15 protein-coding genes are annotated in these 24,728 nt (G+C 72.8%); 6 read left to right on the plus strand and 9 right to left on the minus strand.

The annotated features are described in order from the left end of the window. Positions 1 to 65: 65 nt before the first annotated feature. Entirely contained in the window at positions 66 to 2,294 is a 2,229-nt protein-coding gene (locus tag ACZ7D7_RS01365) for an ATP-dependent DNA helicase UvrD2 (RefSeq protein ID WP_470821418.1), read from the minus strand. Between the two features lie 195 nt (positions 2,295 to 2,489). Here ACZ7D7_RS01365 and ACZ7D7_RS01370 point away from each other — a divergent pair, with 195 nt between their 5' ends. Further along, the gene (locus ACZ7D7_RS01370) at positions 2,490 to 2,732 is read left to right on the plus strand and encodes a mycoredoxin (protein WP_470821419.1); all 243 of its coding nucleotides are present in this window, start codon (positions 2,490 to 2,492) and stop codon (positions 2,730 to 2,732) included. A gap of 117 nt (positions 2,733 to 2,849) precedes the next feature. Here ACZ7D7_RS01370 and nudC read toward each other — a convergent pair whose 3' ends face one another. The 5 genes from nudC to ACZ7D7_RS01395 form a co-directional block, all read right to left on the minus strand. Further along, positions 2,850 to 3,791 carry an NAD(+) diphosphatase gene (nudC, locus tag ACZ7D7_RS01375; protein WP_470821421.1) on the minus strand — a complete coding sequence of 314 codons (942 nt, stop codon included), beginning with the start codon at positions 3,789 to 3,791 and terminating at the stop codon, positions 2,850 to 2,852. Between the two features lie 156 nt (positions 3,792 to 3,947). Next, positions 3,948 to 5,351 carry a dipeptidase gene (locus ACZ7D7_RS01380; protein WP_470821423.1) on the minus strand — a complete coding sequence of 468 codons (1,404 nt, stop codon included), beginning with the start codon at positions 5,349 to 5,351 and terminating at the stop codon, positions 3,948 to 3,950. Between the two features lie 10 nt (positions 5,352 to 5,361). After that, on the minus strand, positions 5,362 to 8,913 hold the full coding sequence (locus tag ACZ7D7_RS01385; RefSeq protein ID WP_470821425.1) for a UvrD-helicase domain-containing protein: 3,552 nt from the start codon (positions 8,911 to 8,913) through the stop codon (positions 5,362 to 5,364). Between the two features lie 112 nt (positions 8,914 to 9,025). After that, positions 9,026 to 12,457 carry an ATP-dependent helicase gene (locus ACZ7D7_RS01390; protein ID WP_470821427.1) on the minus strand — a complete coding sequence of 1,144 codons (3,432 nt, stop codon included), beginning with the start codon at positions 12,455 to 12,457 and terminating at the stop codon, positions 9,026 to 9,028. Positions 12,458 to 12,712: 255 nt separating this feature from the next. Further along, positions 12,713 to 13,099, minus strand: a complete 387-nt coding sequence (locus tag ACZ7D7_RS01395; protein ID WP_470821428.1) for an MGMT family protein — start codon at positions 13,097 to 13,099, stop codon at positions 12,713 to 12,715. A 186-nt stretch (positions 13,100 to 13,285) separates the two neighbouring features. Here ACZ7D7_RS01395 and ACZ7D7_RS01400 point away from each other — a divergent pair, with 186 nt between their 5' ends. The 5 genes from ACZ7D7_RS01400 (at position 13,286) to ACZ7D7_RS01420 (ending at position 21,553) form a co-directional block, all read left to right on the plus strand. Then, positions 13,286 to 16,009 (plus strand): lysylphosphatidylglycerol synthase domain-containing protein, encoded by a 2,724-nt coding sequence (locus tag ACZ7D7_RS01400; RefSeq protein WP_470821429.1) that lies wholly within the window; start codon positions 13,286 to 13,288, stop codon positions 16,007 to 16,009. A gap of 122 nt (positions 16,010 to 16,131) precedes the next feature. Further along, complete coding sequence (locus ACZ7D7_RS01405; protein ID WP_470821430.1) at positions 16,132 to 17,679, plus strand: alpha/beta hydrolase; 1,548 nt, start codon at positions 16,132 to 16,134, stop codon at positions 17,677 to 17,679. A 145-nt stretch (positions 17,680 to 17,824) separates the two neighbouring features. Further along, a complete protein-coding gene (locus ACZ7D7_RS01410; protein ID WP_470821431.1) occupies positions 17,825 to 19,306 on the plus strand; it encodes an alpha/beta hydrolase in 1,482 nt (493 codons plus the stop codon). A gap of 108 nt (positions 19,307 to 19,414) precedes the next feature. Then, complete coding sequence (locus tag ACZ7D7_RS01415) at positions 19,415 to 20,611, plus strand: NAD(P)/FAD-dependent oxidoreductase (protein WP_470821432.1); 1,197 nt, start codon at positions 19,415 to 19,417, stop codon at positions 20,609 to 20,611. A gap of 45 nt (positions 20,612 to 20,656) precedes the next feature. After that, a complete protein-coding gene (locus tag ACZ7D7_RS01420; RefSeq protein WP_470821433.1) occupies positions 20,657 to 21,553 on the plus strand; it encodes an RNA polymerase sigma-70 factor in 897 nt (298 codons plus the stop codon). 108 nt (positions 21,554 to 21,661) lie between these two features. On the opposite strand, the gene moeZ is transcribed toward ACZ7D7_RS01420, so the two are convergent. The 3 genes from moeZ to ACZ7D7_RS01435 all read right to left on the minus strand — a co-directional run bounded on the left by moeZ (position 21,662) and on the right by ACZ7D7_RS01435 (position 24,666). Next, a complete protein-coding gene (gene moeZ / locus ACZ7D7_RS01425; RefSeq protein ID WP_470821435.1) occupies positions 21,662 to 22,840 on the minus strand; it encodes an adenylyltransferase/sulfurtransferase MoeZ in 1,179 nt (392 codons plus the stop codon). Between the two features lie 63 nt (positions 22,841 to 22,903). Next, positions 22,904 to 23,716, minus strand: a complete 813-nt coding sequence (locus ACZ7D7_RS01430; protein ID WP_470821437.1) for a spherulation-specific family 4 protein — start codon at positions 23,714 to 23,716, stop codon at positions 22,904 to 22,906. After that, positions 23,704 to 24,666, minus strand: coding sequence for an NAD-dependent epimerase/dehydratase family protein (locus ACZ7D7_RS01435; RefSeq protein WP_470821438.1), 963 nt, complete (start codon positions 24,664 to 24,666; stop codon positions 23,704 to 23,706). Before ACZ7D7_RS01435 ends, ACZ7D7_RS01430 begins: the two co-directional genes overlap by 13 nt. Between the last annotated feature and the right edge of the window lie 62 nt (positions 24,667 to 24,728).

Genomic DNA, 24,728 nt, shown 5'->3' on the forward strand with positions numbered 1-24,728 from the left:
GGCCTACGAGAAGGCCTCCGTCCCCGTGCCTAAGAACCTATGGGGATTGCCGGGGCAGGCGCAAACTATTTTTTCGACGAGTTCGTATCAGTCGTCGCCGCGTCGTCCTCGTCGTCGAACACGAGGTCCTGACCTGCGCACAGGGCGAGGACGTCCGCGCCGTAGCGGTTGAGTTTGCGCATCCCGACCCCGGGGATCCGGGCCAGCTCGTGCTCGTCCTCGGGGCCCGTCTCGGCGATCGCCATGAGGGTCTTGTCGGTGAAGACGCAGAAGGCGGGCTGCCCGCTGCGCCGCGCCTGGACGGCCCGCCACTCGCGCAGCCGCTCGTAAAGGCCCTCGTCCATGTCCGAGGGACAGTCCTCGCAGCGCATCAGCTTCATCTCACCGGCGTCGGTGAGGGTCCGGCCGCAGACCCGGCAGCGGGCCGGGGCTCGCCGCGTGCGCCGGGGTGCGACCTGCGTGGCGGGCGTGAAGCCGCGCTCGACGCCGCCCGTCCCGGCCGCGGCGCCGCGGCCGGCCGTCCCCGCCGAGCCGGGGCGCAGCCCGGAGAGGAACCGGCTGGGCCGGCGGTTGGCCCGCCCGCCCGGCGAGCGGGCCAGCGCCCAGGACACGTGGAGGCGCTCGCGGGCGCGGGTGACGCCCACATAGAGGAGACGGCGCTCCTCCTCGATCTGCTCGTCGGTCTTCGCGTAGGTGATCGGCATCATGCCCTCGGCGACACCGACCAGGAACACCACGTCCCACTCCAGGCCCTTCGCGGAGTGCAGGGAGGCGAGGGTGACGCCCTGCACCGTCGGGGCGTGCTGGGCGCTCGCGCGCTCGTCGAGCTCGGCGACGAAATCGCCGAGGGTGGCGGCGGGTCTGGCGGCGGCGAAGTCGTGCGCCAGGTTCACCAGGGCGGCCAGGGACTCCCAGCGCTCTCTGACGGCGCCTGAGCCGGCGGGCGGCTCCGACGTCCAGCCCTCTCCCGACAGGACGGCGCGCACCTGGGAGGGCAGGTCGACGACGTCGTCGAGCAGGGAGTCGTTGCCGCCGAAGCGGGCCGCGCCGCGCAGGGCGATGCCGGCCTTGCGCACCTCGGGACGGTCGAAGAACCGCTCGGCGCCACGCAGCTGGTAGGGCACCCCGGCGTCGGCGAGGGCCTGTTCGTAGGTCTCGGACTGGGAGTTCGTGCGGAACAGGACGGCGATCTCACCGGCCGGCACTCCGGAGGCGACGAGTTCGCGGATGCGGCGGGCGGCGCCCTCGGCCTCGGCGGGCTCGTCGGTGTACTCGGTGTAGACGGGCTCGGGGCCCGGGGGGCGCTGGGAGACCAGCTCCAGCCGGTGGTCGGCGGCACGGCCGCGGGCCTGGGCGAGCAGGCCGTTGGCGAGGTGGACCACCTGGGGGGTGGAGCGGTAGTCGCGGACCAGTTTGACGACGGTGGCGCCGGGGTGGCGGACGCGGAAGTCGAGGAGGTGGTCGGGGGTGGCGCCGGTGAACGAGTAGATGGTCTGGCTCGCGTCGCCGACCACGCACAGGTTGTCCCGGTCGCCGAGCCACAGCTCCAGCAGGCGCTGCTGAAGCGGGCTGACGTCCTGGTACTCGTCCACCACGAAGTGCTGGTACTGGGCGCGGACCTGGTCGGCGATGTCGTGCCGGTCCTGGAGGACGGCCACGGTCAGCAGCAGCACGTCCTCGAAGTCGATGACGGCGCGCTCGCGCTTGAGGTCCTCGTAGGCGGCGTAGAGCTGGGCGATCTCGGCGGGGGCGCGGGGCGCCTCGCGGCCGGCCTTGGCGGCGGCGAGCACGTAGTCGGAGGGGACGGTCTGGGTGACCTTGGACCACTCGATCTCCGCGGTCACGTCGCGCAGCTCGCCGCGGTCGAGGCGGATCCGGCAGGCGGCGGCCGCGTCGGCCACGAGCTGGATCTTGCGGTCGACGAGGCGGGGCATGGAGCCACCGATCGCTTTCGGCCAGAAGTACTGGAGCTGACGCAGCGCCGCCGAGTGGAAGGTGCGGGCCTGGACTCCGTGGGCGCCGAGCTGGCGCAGCCGGCCGCGCATCTCCCCGGCGGCGCGGTTGGTGAAGGTGACGGCGAGCACGCTGGAGGGCTGGAGGATCCCGGCGCGGACGCCGTAGGCGATGCGGTGGGTGATGGCACGGGTCTTGCCGGTGCCGGCGCCCGCCAGCACGCACACCGGTCCGTGCAGGGCGGTCGCCACCTCGCGCTGCTCGGGGTCGAGCCCTTCGAGCACCGCGTCGGCCGTGTCCAGTGCCTGCGGGAACAGTGGGGAGTGCGTTGCTGCTGTCACACAGCCATGCTGCCAGGTCGCCGGAGACGGGTGAGCCGGTTGTCCACAGGCTTGGCCTCGCAGTCGTACTAATGCGGCAGGCGTCACGCGGTCGGCCGCGCGCCCGTCATACCCCGGGCGGGAATGGTGTCCCGCCCGCGGACGTTCCTCCACTGAACGACTTCATCCCCGAGCCTTCAGAGGAGCGCGCGAGACATGCAGGGCACTGTGACGATGTACAGCACTACGTGGTGCGGTTACTGCCAGCGGCTGAAAAAGCAGATGGACCGCGAGGGCATCGGGTACACCGAGATCAACATCGAGCAGGACCCGGAGTCCGCGGCGTTCGTGGAGAAGGCGAATGGCGGAAACCAGACGGTCCCGACCGTGCTCTTCCCGGACGGTTCGACGCTGACGAACCCCTCGCTGGCCCAGGTCAAGCAGAAGATCGGCGCGTAGCGGAGCTCGTCGGAGGGCGTGACAGGCGCTCCGTGGAAGGGTGGCCGTCCCGGCTCGGGGCGGCCACCCTCTTGTACTGCCACTCGGACTTGCTGACACTCGGACCTGCCGTGACGCTCAGACGCTCCGCGTCGGCAGCGGCTTTCCGTACCAGAGCTCGATCAGGCGGGCCGCGATGGAGATGCCGTACGGCGGGAGGACCTCGCCGGAGTCGAAGGCGGCGCCGAGTTCGTCGCGGGAGAACCAGCGGGCCTCGTGGATCTCGTCGCCGTCGACGTCGATGTCGGTGGAGGTGGCGCGGGCGACGAAGCCCAGCATCAGGCTGGACGGGAACGGCCAGGGCTGGCTGGCGACGTACTCGACGTGCCCGACGGTGATGCCGGCCTCCTCGAAGACCTCGCGCCGCACCGACTGCTCGATGGACTCGCCGGGCTCGACGAAACCGGCGAGCGTGGAGAAGCGGCCCTCGGGCCAGTGCACTTGGCGGCCGAGCAGGATGCGGTCGTCCTCGTCGGTCACGGCCATGATCACGGCGGGGTCGGTGCGCGGGTAGTGCTCGGCACCGCAGGCGGGGCAGCGGCGGATGTGTCCGGCGGCGGCGATGACGGTGCGTTCGCCGCAGCGGGAGCAGAAGCGATGGGTGCGCTGCCAGTTCTCCAGGCCCACGGCGTGCACCATGAGGCCGGCGTCTCGGGGCGAGAGCAGCAGTCCCGCCTCGCGCAGGCCGGCGGGGCGGGCGGACTGGTCCATGCGCCCGGGCAGGGAGTCCTTCTGGAGGGCGAAGTACCGCACGCCGTCGTCGTCGATGCCGAGGAAGTAGCGGTGCGCCTCGGTGAGCGGGGCCTCGAAGGACGGCGTCATGACGAGTTCGGTACGCCCGTCCGGCGTCTCGTCGATGAGGACCTGGCCGCCGGAGACGACGAAGCAGCGCGTCGTGGGGTGGCTCCATGCCGCCGCGAGCCAGGCCTCGTCGAGCCGGTGGTGGGCGGCCCGGTCGATGCCGCTCGGAGCGGTGAGTGAGATGGGGCGGTCGGCGGTGTGGTCGGTCCAGGTGGTCACGGGTGCTTCCATCTCCCCCGGTGGAACGGTTCGTTTCGGCGGCGGTTCAGCAGGCGGTTCGGCGGGAGGCGGCCCGGGCCCTCGCGGACCCGGTGGGGCGGGGCGGCCCTCCCAGTGTGCCCCGCGCGGGGTAACGCTCCGGACGGTTCGGGGTGGTCAGGGCTCCTGCCTCCAGTGCTCGGCGAGGTCGCCCCACAGGTACGCGCTCGTCTCGACTCCTTTGAGGAGGAGGTCGAGCTCCACTTTCTCGTTCGGGGCGTGCCAGCCGTCGGAGGGGACCGAGATGCCCAGGAAGAGCACCGGTGCGCCGAGCACGTCCTGGAGGTCGGCCGCGGGTCCCGAGCCGCCTTCGCGCGTGTAGCGGACGGGCTTGTCGAAGGCGCGGCCCATGGCGCGGACCAAGGACTGCAGCGCAGGGTGGTCCAGCGGCGTCAGGCACGGGCGCGTGGCCGCGGCGAACGTGATGTCGCAGCGGATCCCGGCGGGCACCTGCTCCTCGGCCCAGGCGCGGACGGCCTTCTCGACGCGGCCGGGCTCCTGGCCGGCGACGAGCCGGAAGGACAGCTTCACCATGGCGGAGGACGGGACGATCGTCTTGCTGCCGGGGCCCTGGTAGCCGCCGCCGATGCCGTTGACCTCGGCGGTGGGGCGGGCCCAGATGCGCTCCAGGGTGGTGTGCCCGGCCTCGCCGTGGGTGGCGTACGACTTGGCGGTGCCGAGCCAGCGCTGCTCGTCGAAGGGCAGTTCGGCGAAGAGTTCGCGTTCCCGGTCGGTCAGTTCGACCACGCCGTCGTAGAAGCCGGGGACGGCCACGCGCGCGTGCTCGTCGTGCAGGGCGGCGACCAGGCGGGCGACGGCGGTGGCCGGGTTGGGCACGGCGCCGCCGAAGGATCCGGAGTGGATGTCCTGGTCGGGTCCGTGCAGCCGTATCTCGCACTCGGCGAGGCCGCGCATGCCGGTGCACACGGTGGGGGTGTCCTCGGACCACATGCCCGTGTCGGAGACGATCACGGCGTCGGCGGCGAGGCGGTCGGCGTACTCCTCGACGAGCGCGCGGAAGTGCGGGGAGCCTGATTCCTCCTCGCCCTCGACGAGCAGCTTCAGGTTGACCGCGGGGGCGGTACGGCCGGTGGCGGCGAGGTGAGCGCGGACGCCGAGTGTGTGGAAGAACACCTGACCCTTGTCGTCGGCGGCCCCGCGCGCGTAGAGGCGGTTTCCGCGGACGACGGGCTCGAAGGGGTCGCTGTCCCAGCCGTCCTCGCGGGCGGCGGGCTGCACGTCGTGATGGCCGTAGACGAGGACCGTGGGGGCGTCGGGGTCGCCGGAGGGCCACTCGGCGAACACGGCCGGGGCGCCCGGTGTCTGCCACACCTCCGCCGTGGGGAAGCCGGTCTCCGTCAGCTTGGCGGTGAGCCAGTCGGCGCTGCGCCGTACGTCCTCCGCGTGGCCGGGCTGGGCCGACACGGACCGGATGCGCAGCCACTCGGCGAGGTCGTCGAGGAAGGCCGTGCGGTGCTGCTCGATGTACGTACGGACGGCACTGTCCGGGGTCTGGCTCATGGTCACGAGCCTATCGGCCCGCGGAGACATCCTCGGAGTGCGGTTCCTCACCGGACGGCTCCTCGAGCAGCAGCCTTTCGAGGGCGGCCCGGTCGGGCAGATCGTCCGGGCGTACGACCTCTCCGGTGCGTACGTACAGGAAGGTGGCCGTGACCGAGTCGAGCGGGACGCCCTGCTGCTCGGCCCAGGCGAGGCGGTAGACCGCGAGCTGGAGCGGGTCGGCGGTGCGGCCCCGGCCGGTCTTCCAGTCGACGATCTCGTACGTGGCGTCCGGCCCTTCGCCCTCTTTGTAGACGGCGTCGATCCGGCCGCGGACGACCCGGCCGGCGACGGCGAGCTGGAAGGGGGCCTCCACGCGGTAGGGCGTGCGGTGCGCGTACTCGGTGCGCTCGAAGGCGTCCTTGAGGACTTCGAGGTCGCGTTCGTCGGCGATCTCGGCCTCGCTGCCGGGCAGTTCCTCCGGCTCCAGCATGGGCAGGGTCAGCTCCTCGAAGCGGGCTTCGACCCAGGCGTGGAAGCGGGTGCCGCGGCGGGCGGCGGGCTGCGGCGGGCGCGGCATGGGGCGGGCCAGCTCCTGCGCGAGGCCGTCCGGGTCGGCGGCCAGGCGCAGCAGCTGGGACGCGGTGAGCGACGCGGGCAGGGGGACGTCGGTGACGCTCTCGCGGGCGCGCAGGAGTTCGCCGGCGAGCGCGTCGAGGTCGCGGTCCCAGGAGGCGACGACGCGGGCCTCCTCGGGGGTGAGCGGGGTGTGCGGGGTGTGCGCGGGCTCGTCGGCCTCCAGAGGGTGGTCGTCGGGCGGCCGCGGAGGCTCGTCGGCGGGTTGGGGCGTGCGGCGCGGGGTGTTCTCGGGTGTGCCGGGTCCTTCGGTGGCTTCCGGTGCCGTCGCCTGGTGGGGGACGGTCGGGCGGTCCGTGGTCCAGGTGTCCCAGTCGGCCGGGTCGTCCGCGAAGGGGTCCTTCTCGGCGGCCGGGATCTCGTCGTCGTCCGGCGGCGGGGGCCAGTCGGGGTCCTCGTAGGTGTCCGGGTCGTGCGTGGCCGCCGGGCGGTCGTCGTCGGAGGCCGCCAGGGATTCCAGGTGGGCGAGGACGGTCTCGGCCGCGGCCCGGCGCCTGGCCAGCGCTGTCGCGTCCAGGGGCAGCGGCCACGCCTGGTCGGCGGTGGCCCGATGCAGGGCGGGGTTCTCCTCGTCCTCCGCGGGCTCCTCGGCCCAGGCCTCGATCTCGCCGTACCCGGCGGCGCAGTGGTCGTGCAGGGCGTTGAGGAACGCGGACGGTCCGCGCGGCTTCTTCTGGGTGGGCCCCCACCAGTGGCCGGAGCCGAGGAGCAGGGAGCGGGGCCGCGTGAAGGTGACGTATCCGAGGCGGAGTTCCTCGGTGTGCTGGTGCTCCTTCATGGCCTCCTGGAAGGCCTTCAGACCGCGCGCGTCCCACGAGGCGACGTCGGGCAGCGTGTCGGCGTCGCCGCGCAGTTCGTGCGGCAGCACCTTGCCCTGCGCGGTCCACTTCTCGCGGCCCTGGCTGCTGGGGAAGGTGCCGGTGACGAGGCCGGGCACGGCGACGACGTCCCACTCCAGGCCCTTGGACTTGTGGGCGGTGAGCACCTTCACGGTGTTCTCGCCGCCGGGCAGGGCGTTGTCGAGGCCCTTCTCGTACTGGGCGGCGGTGCGCAGGAAGCCGAGGAAGGCCAGCAGGGTCGCCTCGCCGTCGCCCGCGGCGAAGGAGGCGGCGACGTCGAGGAAGTTGGACAGCGTCTCGCGGCGGCGGGCGGCCAGCGCGTGCGGCGACGCCGACAGCTCGACCTCCAGGCCGGTGACGGCGAGGACGCGGTGCAGGACGTCCATGAGCGGGTCGGCCAGGCAGCGGCGCAGGTCGCGCAGTTCGGCGGCGAGGCGGGCGAACCGCACGCGCGCGTCCGGCGAGAACGGCAGCCCGTCGTCGTCTCCTCGGCCGTCGAACGGCGTCTCCAGGAACGTGTCCAGGGCGTCCGCGAGGGAGACGACCTCGGCCGGGTCGACGCCCTCGACGGCGGCGGCGAGCCTGCGGTCCGGGTCGTCGTCGTCCACGCGCGCGTGCGACACGAGGAGCCGGGCGCGGCGCCCGAGGAGGGCGAGGTCCCGCGGGCCGATGCGCCAGCGCGGCCCGGTCAGCAGCCGTACCAGCGCGGCGTTGGCTCCGGGGTCCTGGAGCACTTCGCAGACGGCGACGAGGTCGGCGATCTCGGGCAGGTGCAGCAGCCCGGACAGGCCGACCACCTCGACGGGGACGTCCCGGGCGACGAGCGCGGCCTGGATCTCGGCGAAGTCGGTCGCCGTGCGGCACAGGACGGCGATCTCGCCCGGTGCCTTGCCGGTGCGCACGAGGTGGGCGACGGAGTCCGCGAGCCAGTCGATCTCCTCGGTGTGGGTGCGCAGCAGGGCGCAGCGGACCAGGCCGTCGCGTTCGGCGCCGGGGGCCGGGCGGAGGGCCTCCACGCCCGCGTGCATGGCGCGCAGCGGTTCCGCGAGGCCGTTGGCGAGGTCGAGGAGGCGGCCGCCGCTGCGGCGGTTCTCGCTGAGGGCCTGGCGGGTGGCGGGGCGGCCGTCGGCGTGGGCGAAGTGCTCGGGGAAGTCGTCCAGGTTGGCGACGGAGGCGCCGCGCCAGCCGTAGATCGCCTGGCAGGGGTCGCCGACGGCGGTCACCGGGTGGCCGGTGCCGTCCCCGAAGAGGCCGGCCAGCAGCAGGCGCTGGGCCACCGAGGTGTCCTGGTACTCGTCGAGGAGGACGACGCGGAACTCGTCGCGGAGGATCTCGCCGACCTCGGGGCGGGTCTGCGCGAGGGTCGCCGACAGGGCGATCTGGTCGCCGAAGTCGAGCAGGTCGCGTTCCCGTTTGGCGGCCCGGTAGCGCATCACCAGGTCGGCGAGTTCGCGGCGGGCGGCGGCGGCCTCGGGGACCTTGCGCAGGTCGGCGTTGCTGAGCTTGGCGCCTTCCAGGGTCCGCAGCAGCCCGGCGTCCCAGGCGCGCAGGTCCTGGGGCCGGACGAGGTGTTCGGCGAGTTCGGAGTCGAGGGTGAGGAGGTCGCTGACGAGGTCCGGGAAGGAGCGGGTCAGGGCCGGGTAGGGGCCGGGGGCTTCGCGGAGCACGCGCGCGGCGAGCTGGTAGCGCGTGGCGTCGGCCAGCAGCCGGGACGTCGGCTCCAGGCCGATGCGCAGGCCGTGGTCGGTCAGCAGGCGGCCGGCGAAGGCGTGGTACGTGGAGATCACCGGCTCGCCCGGCGGGTTGTCCGGGTCGATGACGTCGGGGTCGGTGACGCCGGCCTTGATCAGCGCCTTGCGGACGCGTTCGGCCAGTTCACCGGCGGCCTTGTTGGTGAACGTGAGGCCGAGCACCTGCTCGGGGGCGACCTGGCCGGTGCCGACCAGCCAGACGACGCGGGCCGCCATCACCGTGGTCTTGCCCGAACCGGCGCCGGCCACGATCACCTGCGGGGCGGGCGGCGCGGTGATGCAGGCCGTCTGCTCCGGGGTGAACGGGATGCCGAGGAGCTCCTTGAGCTGGTCGGGGTCGGTGATACGAGCGGGCACCCGAGGAAGGCTAGCGGCGGGCACTGACAGCTGAGGACGGATCGGCCGCCGGGCCGGGAGAAGCGCAGGTCGGCGCGGGTGGTGCGACCGGTCACACCTGTGGACCGCGCGCTCACTCCACGACGTGCCGCCCCTCGGGCCGCGCGCTGCACGAGGCGCGGAACGCGCAGTGGGTGCAGTGCTGGCCCGCCGTCGGCGTGAACCGCTCGTCCAGTACCTTGCCGGCGGCCGTGGCGAGCAGTTCGCCGACCCACTCCCCTTCCAGGGGCTGCTGGGCCTGCACCTTGGGGAGCGTTTCGCCGCCGTCGCGCTTGGCGGCGCCCTGCCGCAGCTGGACGAGTTCGGCCCCGCCCGGTTCGGGGCGCGCGCCGTCGAAGACCTCGTCCACGGCTCCCTCGCGGACCGCGAGCTGGTACACCGCGAGCTGCGGGTGGCGGGCCGTCTCGGCGGCGGTGGGCGACTGCTTCCCGGTCTTGAAGTCGACGACGTAGGCGCGGCCGTCGCCGTCGGCCTCGACGCGGTCCATCTGGCCCCGGATGCGGACCTCGTAGTCGCCCGCGCCCAGGGTGACGTCGAAGTCGTGCTCGCTGGCCACCGGCGTGCGGCCCGCGCGGTCCATGACGTGCCACTTCAGGAAGCGTTCGAGCGCCACGCGCGCGTTGTCCTTCTCCTGCGCCGACTTCCACGGCGCGTCGAAGGCGAGGGCGTTCCACACGGAGTCCAGGCGCTCCATGAGGACGTCGAGATCCGCCGGGGTGTGCCCGGAGGCGACCTCGTCGGCGAGGACGTGGACGACGTTGCCGAAGCCCTGCGCCGCCGTCGCGGGCGCGTCCGCCTTCACCTCGCGTCCCAGGAACCACTGGAGGGAGCACGTGTTGGCGAGCTGGTCCAGGGCGCTGCCGGACAGCACGACGGGCTGGTCGCGGTCGCGCAGCGGCACCTTGGACGCGGTGGGCTCGAACATGCCCCACCAGCGGTAGGGGTGTGCGGCGGGCACCAGTGGGCGGCCGTCCTCGTCGGCGAGGGCGGCGAGGCGGGCGAGCCGGCGGGCGGCGGCCTCCCTCAGGGCGTCGGACACACGCGGGTCGACGGTCGTCGCGCGCAGCTCGGCGACGAGCGCGGCGACGGACAGCGGGCGGCGCGGGCGCCCGGTGACGTCCTTGGGTTCCACGCCGAGTTCGGTCAGGAAGCGGGACGGCTGGTCGCCGTCGTCGGCGGGTGCCTGTACGGCGGTGACGACGAGGCGTTCACGCGCGCGCGTGGCGGCCACATAGAACAGGCGGCGTTCCTCGGCGAGAAGCGCGCCCGGCGTGAGGGGCTCGGCGAGTCCGTCGCGGCCGATGCGGTCGGCCTCCAGCAGGGAGCCGCGGCGGCGCAGGTCGGGCCACAGGCCCTCCTGGACACCGGCGACGACGACCAGGCGCCATTCCAGGCCCTTGGAGCGGTGGGCGGTCATCAGGCGTACGGCGTCGGGGCGGACGGCGCGCCGCGTGAGGGTGTCGGCGGCGATGTCCTCGGCGTCGATCTCCTCCAGGAAGTTGAGGGCTCCGCGTCCGCCGGTGCGCTCCTCCGCGCGTGCCGCGGTGGCGAACAGGGCGCAGACGGCGTCCAGGTCGCGGTCGGCGTTGCGTCCGGCGGCGCCGCCGCGGCGGGCGGCGCGCTCCAGGCGGGCGGGCCAGGGCGTGCCCTCCCACAGGTCCCACAGCGCCTCCTCGGCGGTGCCGCCGTTCGCCAGGCGTTCGCGGGCCGTGCGGAGCAGCGCGCCGAGCCGTTGGGCACCGCGCGCGTACGCGGGGTCGTGCACGGCCAGGCGTTCCGGTTCGGCGAGTGCGCGCGCGAGCAGTTCGTCCGAGGGCGGCGGCAGCGGGTTGCCCGCGGCGCGCTCCTCGTCGCGCAGGGCACGGCCGAGGCGGCGCAGGTCGGCGGCGTCCATTCCGGCGAGGGGGGACGTGAGCAGGGTGAGCGCGGTCTCGGTGTCGAGCCAGCAGACGTCGGCGTCCTCCCCAATCTCAGTCTCGGCGCCCGACTGAGTCTCGGCGCCGGTCTGCATCTCGGCGCCGGTCCCGGTCCCGAAGCCCGTCCCAGTCCCGGCACCGACCCCAGTCCCGACACCGGTCCCATTCCCGGTCTCTTCCCCGTCCCCCCGCGCCGCCTCCGCCGTGGCCACCGCGCGCAGCGCCGTCAGCAGGGGCGCCACCGCCGGTTCGTGCCGCAGCGGCAGGTCGTCGCCGTCGATGTCGAGCGGGACGCCGGCCGAGGTGAGCGCGCGGCGCACCACCGGGATGGTGCGGGAGCCCGCGCGCACCAGGACGGCCATGTCGCCCCAGGGCACGCCGTCCTCCAGGTGCGCCCGGCGCAGGATGTCGGCGATGTTGTCCAGCTCGGTGCCGGCCGTCGGGTACGTGTACGCCTCGACGCGTCCGCCGTCACGCACCGGCGTCAGCTCGCGGTGGGCCCGGACCTTGTCGGCGGGCAGCCGGGGCAGCGGCATGCGCTGGGTCAGCAGGCGTGTGGCGGCGAGCAGCGCGGCGCCGGAGCGCCGGGAGGTCCGCAGCACCTCGACGGGCGCGGGCCTGCCGTCCGCGCGCGGGAAGGCGTGCGGGAAGTCCAGGATGCCGTTCATGTCGGCGCCCCGGAACGCGTAGATCGACTGGTCCGGGTCTCCGAAGGCGACCAGCGTGCGGCCGCCGCCGGCGAGGGCCCGCAGCAGCCGTACCTGGGCCGGGTCGGTGTCCTGGTACTCGTCGACGTACACGGCGTCGTACTGCGCGGCGAGCCGCCGTGCGGCCTCGGGGCGGCGGGCGAGGAGCACCGCGCGGTGGACGAGTTCGGCGTAGTCGAGGACGCCCTGGAGGTCGAGCACGTCGAGGTACTCGGCGAGGAAGGCGGCGGCGGCACGCCAGTCGGGGCGGCCGATGCGGCGGGCGAAGGCATCGAGGGAGCCGGGGTCCAGGCCCAGTTCGCGGCTGCGGGCGAGGACGGCGCGTACCTCGTCGGCGAAGCCGCGGGTGGTCAGGCAGGCGCGGAGCTCGTCGGGCCAGCGCACGTGCGCGAGGCCGAGCCGTTCGAGGTCCGTCTGCCCGGCGAGCAGTTCGCGCACGGTGACGTCCTGCTCGGGGCCGGACAGCAGGCGCAGCGGCTCGACGAAGAGGTCGCCGTCCTGGTGCGCGCGGACCAGTGCGTAGCTGAACGAGTGGAAGGTGGTCGCCTGTGGGGCGCGCGCCGCGCCGATGCGCAGCGCCATGCGGTCGCGCAGTTCGACGGCGGCCTTGCGGCTGAAGGTCAGGACCAGGATCCGCTCGGGGTCGGCGCCGCGGGCGATGCGCGCGGCGACGGACTCGACGAGCGTGGTGGTCTTTCCGGTGCCCGGGCCGGCGAGGACGAGCAACGGTCCGGTCACGTGGTCAACCACGGAGCGCTGTGCGGCGTCAAGACGAGGGGGATCGGGCCGGGTCGGCGGGGTACGCACCAGTCGGTAAGCGCCACGGCCCCCCTGTCGCACCTGGGAGTGCGACAGGCGCCTGGTGGAGGAAGAGGAGCTCACGTGGTTCGCCGGTCCTGGTGGGTGTACTGGTTGGCACACCACCGCGTGCACGGCGGTGGTGGCGGGGTCGGAGGCGCGCGCGCAGCCGACGCTACGCCGCGGGCCGGTACGGAAGCAGGGCTTCCGCTTCTTCCCTCGCGGCGCTCGCGGCACTCCCGCCCCTCGCCCCACGAACGTACGCCATGCCACGGACGTCCCCCGTTTCCCCCGAACGGGTCACAGGTCGCACCTGGACCCGCGGGATGGCGGAAGCTGTCAAACGTGACCCTCCGCGTGCTCGCCGCCGTCCCACCGCGCCCGCTTCAGGTCGAGGCGCGGCAGATGGCCCTCGGCGGCCCGGCTCGCCCCCTTCAGCGGCGTGCCCTCCGCCCGGTAGTGGCCGAGCGCCTCCAGTTCGCTGCCCGGCAGCAGCCGCCCGTCCGCGCGGACGACGCGCCACCAGGGCACCGCGCTCCCGTAGAGGGACATCACCCGGCCCACCTGGCGGGGCCCACCCTCGCCGAGCCACTCGGCGACGTCCCCGTAGGTCATGACGCGTCCAGGCGGAATCAGGTCCGTGACGTCGAGCACCCGCTCGGCATACTCGGGCAGCGCGTCCGCGGGTGCCGGACTCCCGCCGTCCGGAAGACTCTCCTCGCTCATCCGCCCCATCCTGCCCCACCCCACCGACAATCCGACGCGCTCGCGCCCCGGCCGATCTCTCGCCCGGGGACGGCGCTTCGGGCAGACTGTCCGCCCCCGCATGTGCACCCTGATGCCCCCGTGTGTCGGTGCGGCATGCCACCATCGTGCGGGCGGTGACCGGTGATACGAGATCAAGAAGAGACGATGAAGCAGCAGGGTGCGCACCCCGAGGACCCCGAGGGCTCCTCCGACGCTTCGTCGCGTCCCGACCGCGCCGCCGACAGAGCCGACGACACCGACGCCGGGGCGGACGAACGGCACGCGGACGAGGCCCACGCCGACGAGGTCGAGGGCGACGAACCGCTGCTCCCCGCGCGCGTGCACCGCCCCTCGGACCTCATGCGGCTGCTGGTCGGCGTCCTCGCCGTGGTCGTGCTGCTGGCGGTCGCCGCGTTCGCGCACGGCACCACCTCCGGCCTCGAACAGGACATCAACAAGGGCACCGGACAGGCGCCCGACCTGCTCATCAAGATCGCGGGACTGGCGTCCAGCATCGCGATCCTCCTGGTACCGGTCGCGTTCGCCATCGAGCGGCTGATCAAACGGGACGGGCTGCGGATCGCCGACGGCGTGCTCGCCGCCGTCCTCGCACACGGCGTGACTCTCGCCACAGATCTGTGGGTCGCCAAGGCCGCCCCCGGCTCCATCCAGGAAGCGCTGACCCAGCCCTCCCCCGGCGACATCACCGCCCTCACCGACCCGGTGCACGGCTACCTGGCACCCGTGATCGCGTACATGACGGCCGTCGGCATGTCCCGCCGGCCGCGCTGGCGCGCGGTGCTGTGGATCGTGCTGCTGCTGGACGCGTTCTCGATGCTCGTCACCGGCTACACGACGCCGTTCTCGATCATCCTGACGGTCCTCATCGGCTGGAGCGTGGCCTACGGCACGCTGTACGCGGTCGGCTCGCCCAATGTGCGTCCCACCGGCCGGACCCTGATGGCGGGTCTGCGGACCGTCGGCTTCCGCCCGGTGAGCGCCTCCCGCGAGGAGGCCCCGGACGCGGCGGAGAGCGGCGACCGGGGACGGCGCTACTTCGTCACCCTGGAGGACGGCCCGCCGCTGGACGTCACGGTCGTCGACCGGGAGCAGCAGGCCCAGGGCTTCTTCTACCGCGCGTGGCGCAATCTCACCCTGCGCGGCTTCGCCACCCGCAGCAGCCTCCAGTCCTTGCGCCAGGCCCTGGAGCAGGAGGCACTGCTCGCGTACGCGGCCATCGCGGCCGGCGCCAACGCGCCCAAGCTGATCGCCACCTCCGAGCTCGGCCCCGACGCGGTGATGCTGGTCTACGAGCACTCCGGCGGGCGCTCGCTGGACTCGCTGCCGGACGAGGAGATCACCGACGACCTGCTGCGCGACACCTGGGAGCAGGTGCGGGCGCTGCAGTCCCGGCGGATCGCGCACCGCAGGCTGGTCGGCGACGCCATCCTGGTGGATCGTTCCGGCACGGTGATCCTCAGTGACCTGCGGATCGGCGAGATCGCGGCCGGCGACCTGCTGCTGCGCATGGACATCTCCCAGTTGCTGGTGACCCTCGGGCTGCGGGTGGGCGCCGAGCGTGCCGTCGCCTCGGCGGTGGGCGTCCTCGGCCCCGACGCCGTCGCCAACTGCCTGCCGATGCTCCAGCCGATCGCGCTGAGCCGCTCCACGCGCGCGACGTTGCGCAGGCTGGCCCGGGAGCGCACGCAGCGCGAGCGCGAGGCGGTGCTGGAGGCGTCCCGGCAGGCCAAGGAGGCCCGCCTGGCCGCGGCCGACGACAGCGCGCGGCCGGTGCTGGAGAAGCCGGACAAGAAGACCGAGCGGGCCGAGGCACGGGCCGAGAAGCGGGCCATCGACGAGGCCCTGGACGAGGCGCGCGAGGAGGATCTGCTCACCCAGATCCGCTACGAGGTGCTGCGGATCAGGCCGCAGGCACCGGTGGAGCCGGCCCGCCTGGAGCGGGTGCGACCGCGCACCCTGATCAGTTTCATCGCCGGCGCCATCGGCGCGTACTTCCTGCTGACGCAGCTGACGCACATCGAGTTCGGGCCACTCATCGCCAACGCCGAGTGGGGCTGGGTCGCCGCGGCGGTGCTGTTCTCGGCCGCCAGCTATGTCGCGGCGGCGATGGCGCTGCTGGGGTTCGTGCCCGAGCGGGTGCCGTTCCTGCGGACGATCGCGGCCCAGGTCGCCGGATCGTTCGTGAAGATCGTCGCCCCTGCGGCGGTCGGCGGAGTGGCTCTCAACACGCGGTTCCTGCAGCGCTCGGGCGTGCGGCCGGGGCTCGCGGTGGCGAGCGTCGGCGCCTCCCAGCTGTTCGGGCTGGGCTGCCACATCCTGATGCTGCTGGCCTTCGGCTATCTGACCGGCACCGAGAAGACGCCGTCGCTGTCGCCCTCCCGCACGGTGATCGGCGGCCTGTTGACGGTGGCCGTGCTGGTGCTGGTGGTGACGTCGGTGCCGTTCCTGCGGAAATTCGTCATCACGCGCGTGCGGTCACTTTTCGCCGGTGTCGTACCGCGCATGCTCGACGTGCTGCAACGGCCGCAGAAGCTGGTCACCGGCATCGGCGGCATGCTGCTGCTGACCGCCTGCTTCGTGATGTGCCTGGACGCCTCGATCCGCGCGTTCGGCGACGAGACGACCTCCATCAGCATCGCCAGCGTCGCCGTCGTCTTCCTCGCGGGCAACGCGCTCGGTTCGGCGGCGCCGACGCCGGGCGGTGTCGGCGCCGTGGAGGCGACCCTGACGGTCGGTCTGATCGCGGTGGGTCTGCCCAAGGAGGTCGCGGCGCCGGCCGTGCTGCTGTTCCGGCTGCTGACGCTGTGGCTGCCGGTGCTGCCGGGCTGGCTGGCGTTCAACCACCTCACGCGCAAGGGAGCGCTGTAGCACCTCACGCGCAAGGGAGCGCTGTAACGCGCGCGGGCCGGCCGCCTCGCCCGTGAGCGGGGCTTTACCTCGTCCGGCCCGCGTCCCGAGCGCCGTGACCGGCGCGAGCGCAGGATGGAACCATGCCGAAGCCGTCCCGGATGCGCACCGCTGCCCTGACCACCACCGCCGTATTGCTCTCCGCCCTGGTGGCGGGGTGCGGCGGCGACGACGCCGAGGACGAGGACCTGCCGAGCCAGAAGCTCAGTTGGGAGGACTGCCCGGCACCGTCGCAGGAGCAGGGCGGAGGCGACGACCCCTCGCCGCTGCCGGGCGGCGACGAGTGGCAGTGCGCCACCATGAAGGCGCCCCTCGACTGGGACCGGCCCGAAGGCGAAACGATCGACCTCGCGCTGATCAGGGCGAAGGCGAGCGGCGACGCCGGCGAGCGGATCGGCTCCCTGGTGTTCAACTTCGGCGGCCCCGGCGGCTCGGGCATCGCCGGCCTGCCCGCCTTCGGCGTGGACTACGAGAAGCTGCGCACCCGCTACGACCTGGTCAGCTTCGACCCGCGCGGCGTCGGCCGCAGCGCCCCCGTGCGGTGCCAGAACGACCAGCAGCTCGACGCGTACTTCCAGCAGGACGCCACACCCGACAACGGCGCCGAGCGCGCCGAAATGCTGGCGAGCACCAAGGAGTTCAACGAGGCCTGCGAGAAGAACTCCAAGAAGGTGCTGCCGCACGTGCGGACCACCGACGCGGCCCGCGACCTCGACCTGATGCGCCAAGTCCTCGGCGACGACAGACTCCACTACTTCGGCATCTCCTACGGCACCGAACTCGGCGGGGTCTACGCGCATCTGTTCCCGAAGAAGGTGGGCCGGGCCGTCTTCGACGCCGTCGTCGACCCGACGCAGACACCCGAGCAGGGCTCGCTCGGGCAGGCCAGGGGCTTCCAGCGCGCCCTCGACAACTACGCCGAGGACTGCGTGTCGAAGGTCGAGGAGTGCCCCGTCGGCGACACCGCCGAGGACGTCAAGAACCGCATCGCCAAGCTGCTGAAGGACCTCGACGGCAAGCCGCTGCCGGGCATCTTCCCCCGTGAACTGACCCAGACAGCCGCGACCAACGGCATCGCGCAGGCCATGTACTCGAAGGACTTCTGGGAGTACCTGACGGAGGGACTCCAGCAGGCGTACGAAGGTGACGGCCAGGTCCTGATGCTGCTGTCCGACTCGATGAACGGGCGCAACGAGAACGGCGAGTACAGCAACATCACCGCGGCCAACATCTCCATCAACTGCGCCGACGACAAGCCCCGCTACAGCCCCGAGGACGTGGCGCGGAAGCTGCCCGAATTCCGCTCGGCGTCCGGGCTGTTCGGCGACTACCTCGCCTGGGGCATGCTCAGTTGCACCGGCTGGCCCGTGCCGGGGGCCGCCGACCACCCCGACGTGAGCGCGCCGGGATCGGCGCCGATCCTCGTGATCGGCAACACCGGCGACCCGGCCACGCCGTACGAAGGGGCACGGAGGATGGTGGAGGCGCTCGGCAAGGGCGTCGGGGTCGAGCTGACGTACAGGGGTGAGGGGCACGGCGCGTACGACAGCAAGAACAAGTGTGTGCAGGACGCCGTGAACGGCTACCTGCTGGACGGGAAGGTGCCGAAGTCGGGCACCGTCTGCTCCTGACCGCCTCCCTTCGACCTCCAATTCATGGATAAACCAGCAGGTCAGAGCGTTATCCACAGGCTCGGACGGTCTTCTGCCGGTCCGTCTACGATGACGGGAAAGCCATCCGCCGCACGGCGCGGACGGCCTGCGAGGGGGGTGCGACATGGGGCGTTTCGTACGGTTGGCGGCGTTGGCCGCCGCCACGGCGCTGCTGACGGCGGGGTGCGGCGGCCCGTCCGACGGGGAGAGCGGGCCGCTGACGGAGCAGAGGCTCGACTGGGGGCGCTGCAAGTCGACCGCGGGCTCCCCGGCCCCGGGCGGCGACTGGCAGTGCGCGACGCTCAAGGCACCGCTGGACTGGTCGGAACCGGACGGCGAGACGATCGACCTGGCCCTCATCCGTTCCAAGGCGCGCGGGGACAAGCGCCTCGGTTCGCTGCTGTTCAACTTCGGCGGCCCGGGCGGCTCGGGGGTGTCCACGCTGCCGTCGTACGGCGACACGGTCGCCGCGCTCCACGACAAGTACGACCTGGTCAGCTGGGACCCGCGAGGGGTGGCCGCCAGCGAAGGGGTCCGCTGCCGCAGCGACAAGGAGATACGGGCCGCCGAGTCCCTGGACGCCACGCCGGACACCCCGGCCGAGGAGCGGGCGTACTTCGGTGACGCCGCAGCCTTCGGCCGGGGCTGCCAGAAGTCCGCCGGCGCACTCATGGCGCACGTCTCGACCACCGACACCGCCCGTGACCTGGACCTGATGCGCCAGGTCCTGGGCGACGAGAAGTTGCACTACTTCGGCGTCTCCTACGGCACGGAACTCGGCGGGGTCTACGCCCACCTGTTCCCGGAGCGCGTCGGCCGCCTGGTCCTGGACGCGGTCGTCGACCCGACCGCCGACACACTGGGCCACGCCGAGAACCAGACCCGTGGCTTCCAGCGCGCCCTGCACGACTACCTGAAGTCCACCGGCCGGGACCCCGAGCAGGGCACGCGCGAGATCGCGGCGCTGCTGGACCGGCTCGACGCACAGCCCATGGAGACGTCCTCCTCCGACCGGAGACTGACGCAGACCCTCGCCGTCACGGGCATAGCCCTGGCGATGTACAGCGAGAGCTTCTGGCCGCGGCTGACCGATGCCCTGGAGGCCGCGGACGAGGGCGACGGCTCCGGGCTGCTGGCGCTCGCCGACCAGTACAACGACCGTGATCCGTCCGGGCGTTACGGCACGACGACGCACTCCCAGCGGGTCATCTCGTGCCTGGACGACCGGCAGCGGCCGTCCGCCGAGGAGACGAGAAAGCTGCTGCCGCGCTTCGAGAGCATCTCGCCGGTGTTCGGGGAGTTCCTGGGCTGGGACACGGCCGGCTGGTGCCACGACTGGCCGGTGCCCGGGCAGCACGACACCCCGGAAGTGAGCGCGCCCGGCGCGGCACCGGTCCTGGTCGTCGGCAACACGGGCGACCCGGCGACCCCGTACGAGGGCGCGCGGAGGATGGCGGACGAGCTCGGCGAGGACGTCGGCGTGGTCCTCACCTGGCAGGGCAAGGGCCACGGCGCCTACGGCAGCGGGAACGACTGCGTCGACTCGGCGGTCGACGCCTACCTGCTGGACGGCAGAGTGCCGCGGGACGGGACGGTCTGCGCCTGAGGAGGGTCACGACGAGCTCTCAGGGGTGACGTGATCTGCCTCACGTGATGTCACAGCGCTCGGTCGGGCGGTGTCTTGAGGTCGAGCACGTGATGCGAAGGAGAGACCATGGCTGAGAGCACCGACGTGATCGTAGTCGGCGGCGGATACGCCGGCGTGATGGCGGCCAACCGGCTGACGCAGCGCGACGACGTGTCAGTGACCCTGATCAACCCGCGCTCCGCCTTCGTGGAGCGGATCCGCCTGCACCAACTCGTGGCCGGCTCGGACGACGCGGTCGTGGAGTACCGGGAGGTGCTGGCCGACCGCGTCCGCCTGGTGACCGACACGGTGACCCGGATCGACGCGGCCCGGCGCACGGTGGAGTTGTCGGCCGGTGACGCTCTCGGCTACGACTACCTGGTCTACGCGGTGGGCAGCGGCAGCGCCGATCCGCGGGTGCCAGGGGCGGCCGAGTTCGCCCACCCGATCGCTTCCCTGGAGGAGGCGGAGCGGCTGCGTCCGCTCCTCGCCACCGCGCCCGCGACGGCGGAGGTGACGGTGGTCGGCGCCGGTCCGTCCGGCATCGAGACAGCCGCCGAGCTGGCGGAGACGGGGCGCCCGGTGACCCTCGTGTGCGGCGGGGTGCTCGGCCCGTACCTGCACCCTCGCGGCCGGCGTTCGGTCGCCAAGCGGCTGGCCGGGCTCGGGGTGACCGTGGTCGACGGGCCCGGCACGGAAGTGACGGCGGTGACGCGTGATTCCGTGCGGCTGGGCGACGGCCGGACGCTGCGGAGCGAGGTGACCGTCTGGACCGCCGGGTTCGGCGTGCCGGACCTGGCCGGGCGCAGCGGTCTGAGCACCGATGCCCTGGGCCGCCTGCTCACGGACGAGACGCTGACGAGCGTGGACGACGCGCGCATCCTGGCGGCCGGGGATGCGGCGGCGCCCTCGGGCCTGCCGCTCCGGATGAGCTGCCAGGCCGCGGGCCCGCTGGGCGCGCATGCCGCCGACACGGTGCTCAGCCGGATCGCGGCGCGGGAGCCGGCGCCGGTCAGCTTCGGGTTCACCGGCCAGTGCATCAGCCTGGGCCGCCGGGCAGGCATCTTCCAGTTCGCGCACAAGGACGACACCGCGCTGGGGTTCCATGTCGGCGGTCGCCCCGGAGCCAGGCTGAAGGAGTTCGTCTGCAAGCACACGGTCAGACAACTGGCGGACGAGGCACACAAGCCCGGGTCGTTCGCGTGGAAGAAGGAACCCAACCGCCAGACGTCACTGGTGGCCACGCGCGACGACGCCCCGGCGACCGCCGAGCGGACGGCCTAGCCGGCCACGCGTGGCCGGCCGGCCGCGAGGGAGAGAAGACGGGACATGAGCGACCACGCCACTGACCCCGCGACGGATACGTTCGTCGCCCACCGCAACCTGCTGTTCACGGTGGCCTACGAGATGCTCGGTTCGGCGGCCGACGCCGAGGACGTCCTCCAGGAGACCTGGCTGCGGTGGGTCGACGTGGACCTGGACCGCATACGCGACCAGCGGGCCTATCTGGTCCGCATCACGACCCGGCAGGCGCTCAACAGACTGCGCACGATGGCGCGTCGCAAGGAGTCGTACGTCGGCCCCTGGCTGCCCGAGCCGATGCTCACCGCACCGGACGTCGCCGAGGACGTGGAGCTCGCCGAGAGCGTGTCGATGGCGCTGATGCTCGTCCTCGAGACGCTGTCGCCGACCGAGCGTGCCGTGTTCGTGCTGCGGGAGGCGTTCGACGTCAGCTACGACGAGATAGCGGAGGCGGTCGGCAAGAGCCCCGCCGCCGTCCGCCAGATCGCGCACCGGGCCCGCCGGCACGTGGACGCCCGGCGTCCTCGCGAGGTGGTCTCCCCGAGCGAGACACGGGCGGCGCTGGAGTCGCTCAGGCGCGCGCTCGAGACCGGTGATCTGCAGGGCATCCTCGACGTGCTCGCGCCCGACGTCGTCCTGATGAGCGACGGCGGCGGACGCATACACGCCGCGCTGCGGCCGGTCGTCGGCGCCGACAAGGTGGCCCGCCTCTTCACCGGTGTCCTCAGCAGGAAGGCGAGCAAGGTGACCGCCTCGCCCACTCTGGTCAACGGCAACCCCGGGCTCGTCGCCCACCAGGACGGCGCCCTCGACGGCGTGCTGGCCGTCCGCGTCGAGGGGGGCCTCATCACCGGCCTCTACTACGTCCGCAACCCGGACAAGCTGACCCGGGTCCACTCCGAGACCCCGCTCACCCTGCGCTGAGAGACGAGCGGGCCCACGGCGTCCGAACTGTTCGGAGCCGTGGGCCCGTTCCGTCTCGGCGGCCGGCCCCGGGGCGTGCGGGCCCGGGCGGGCGGCGCCGGAAGCGGGTCAGTACACCGGCTTGTGGGGCTCGATCTGGTTGACCCAGCCGATCACGCCGCCGCCGACGTGCACGGCGTCGGCGAAGCCCGCGGACTTCAGGACCGCGAGGACTTCCGCACTGCGGACACCCGTCTTGCAATGCAGGACGATCTTCTTGTCCTGCGGGAGTCCTTCGAGGGCGGTGCCCATGAGGAACTCGTTCTTCGGGACGAGACGGGCGCCGGGGATGGCGACGATCTCGTACTCGTTCGGCTCGCGGACGTCGATGATCTCGATGCTCTCGCCGTCGTCGATCCACTCCTTGAGCTGCTTCGGAGTGATCGTGGAGCCGGCAGCCGCCGCCTGGGCCTCCTCGGAGACGACGCCGCAGAAGGCCTCGTAGTCGATGAGCTCGGTGACGGTCGGGTTCTCGCCGCAGACCGCGCAGTTCGGGTCCTTGCGGACCTTGACCTGGCGGTACTGCATCTCCAGGGCGTCGTAGATCATCAGGCGGCCGACCAGCGGCTCACCGATGCCGGCGAGCAGCTTGATGGCCTCGTTGACCTGGATGGAGCCGATGGACGCGCACAGCACGCCGAGCACGCCGCCCTCGGCGCAGGAGGGGACCATGCCGGGGGGCGGGGGCTCCGGGTACAGGCAGCGGTAGCAGGGACCGTGCTCGGACCAGAAGACGGAGGCCTGACCGTCGAAGCGGTAGATCGAACCCCAGACGTAGGGCTTGTTGAGCAGCACGCACGCGTCGTTGACCAGGTAGCGGGTCGCGAAGTTGTCCGTGCCGTCGACGATGAGGTCGTACTGGCTGAAGATGTCCATCACGTTGTCGGCCTCGAGCCGCTCCTCGTGAAGGACCACGTTCACGTACGGGTTGATGCCCTTGACCGAGTCGCGGGCGGACTCGGCCTTGGAGCGACCGATGTCGGCCTGGCTGTGGATGATCTGGCGCTGCAGGTTCGACTCGTCGACCTCGTCGAACTCCACGATGCCGAGCGTGCCGACGCCCGCTGCGGCCAGGTACATCAGCGCCGGCGAACCCAGGCCGCCGGCGCCGACACAGAGCACCTTCGCGTTCTTCAGCCGCTTCTGCCCGTCCATCCCCACATCGGGGATGATCAGGTGGCGGGAGTACCTGCGGACCTCGTCTACGGTGAGCTCATCAGCCGGCTCGACCAGGGGTGGCAGCGACACGGGGACTCCGTTGGTCGGTCTATCACTACGGTTGTTCTCCGCGTAACACTGCCACGGGCTTTTTCATTCCGAGACACCTGTTCCGATCCGCGAGACGATTTCGTCCCAGTAGCCGGGCACGGTCTCGAAGGGCTCGGTTCGTCCGCCGCGTTCGGCGAGCGCGCCGTGGGGGCCGGTGAGCGCGGCGTGGGGGCCGGTGAGCGCGGCGTGGGGGCCCGTCCGGTCGGTGAAGAAGATCGTGCCGGCGCCCTGCCAGCGGGCGATGCGCAGTGCCTCCTCCAGGTGGGGCCGGGGCACGCCGTGCACGAAGTGGCAGAAGCGCTCGGGCGGATAGTCCGCCGTCCACTCCGCGACCTGCGACCAGCGGTAGTCGCTCCAGGGGCCGCGGAAGGTGACCAGCTGGTCCGCGTTCTCGGCGTAACCGGGGTACGGGTGGGTGCCGTGGCCGAAGACGATGTGGGCATCGTCACGAATGGCGCGGAGCGTGGTGACAACGCGCCGCACTTCGGGGAGCGCGCCGCGCTCGGTGGGACAGCGGTCCAGGAGGAAGCCGTCGGCCTGGTACCAGTCGAGGTACCGGTGCGCTTCGGAGATCAGGTCGCCGAAGGAGCGGGCGCCGTAGGTGGCGTCGAGGTGGCCGAGGACACGGACGCCCGCGTTGCGCAGCCGGCCGGCGGCTTCGAGGCAGTGCGGGTCCGGCTGGGAGCCGGGGCCGTCGGCGACGTTGAGGACGACCCAGTCGAGAGGGGTGCCGGGGCGGGTGAGCAGGGTCCACTCCGTCGGGGCGAGGAGCGGGTGCGCGAAGCCGGGGACACCGAGGCCGGTGCGGACGCCGGTGCTCGCGGTGCCCGCTTTGGTACTGGTCAGATACGGCATGCCGCCTCCATCCAGATGTCGGCGAGGGACTCTTCGAGGTTGATGCGGGGCCGCCAGCCGAGCCGGTCGCGTGCGGTGCGCACGTCGGCCTGCTGCCAGCTGCCGCAGCCGTCGGGGTAGGGGTAGGCGACGGGCGTCGCGTGGTCGGGGTCGCTGCGGGGGTGCCCGATGGTCGGCCGGAGGTGGCCGCCGGGCGGGCCGTCGAGTTCGTGCAGGGCACCGCCGTAGCCGGCCACGCGGGCGAGGACGGCGGCGGCGTCGCGCAGCCGGACGGCGCGGCCGGATCCGATGTTGATGACGCCCTGTGCCGCGGAGAGCGAGGCGGCGTGCACGGCGCGGGCCACGTCGCGTACGTCGACGAAGTCGCGCTGGGCGCCGAGGCCGCCGAGCTTCAGCTCGCCGTCGCCGGCCTGCATCGCGCGGCGCATGGCCTCGGCGAGGCGGCCGAGGGGCGAGCCCGCCGGGGTGCCGGGCCCGGCGGGCGAGAAGACGCGCAGGACGACGGCGTCGAGTCCGGAGCCGAGGACGAGTTCGGTGGCGGCGAGCTTGCTCACGCCGTATGGGCCGCCGGGGCGGGGCACGGCGTCCTCGGCGGTGGACGAACCGGGCTGGCTGGGACCGTATTCGGCGCTGCACCCGATCTGTACGAGCCGGGCGCCGCAGCCGCTGCGGCGCAGGGCCTCGCAGACGGTGGCGACGGCGACGGTGTTGTGCCGGGTGAGTTCGCGGGCGCCGCCCCGGGTGGCGCCCGCGCAGTTGATGACGACGCCGGGGTGGACGGCGTCGAGGAAGCGGGTGAGCGCGCCGGGACTGCCGGACGCGAGGTCGAAACGGACGTCGGCGTCGTCGCCGCGGCCGAGCGCGGTGAGCTGGACGGCCGGGTCGGCGAGCAGGCGGTCGGCTACGTAGCGGCCGATGTAGCCGCCTGCTCCGATCAGCAGGACCCTCATCGGGCGGCTCCCGGGATGCGTGCGCCGACGGGGGCGGAGGCGCCAGATCGGGAGGTGGTCAT

This window comes from Streptomyces sp. NPDC037054, from assembly GCF_055606745.1.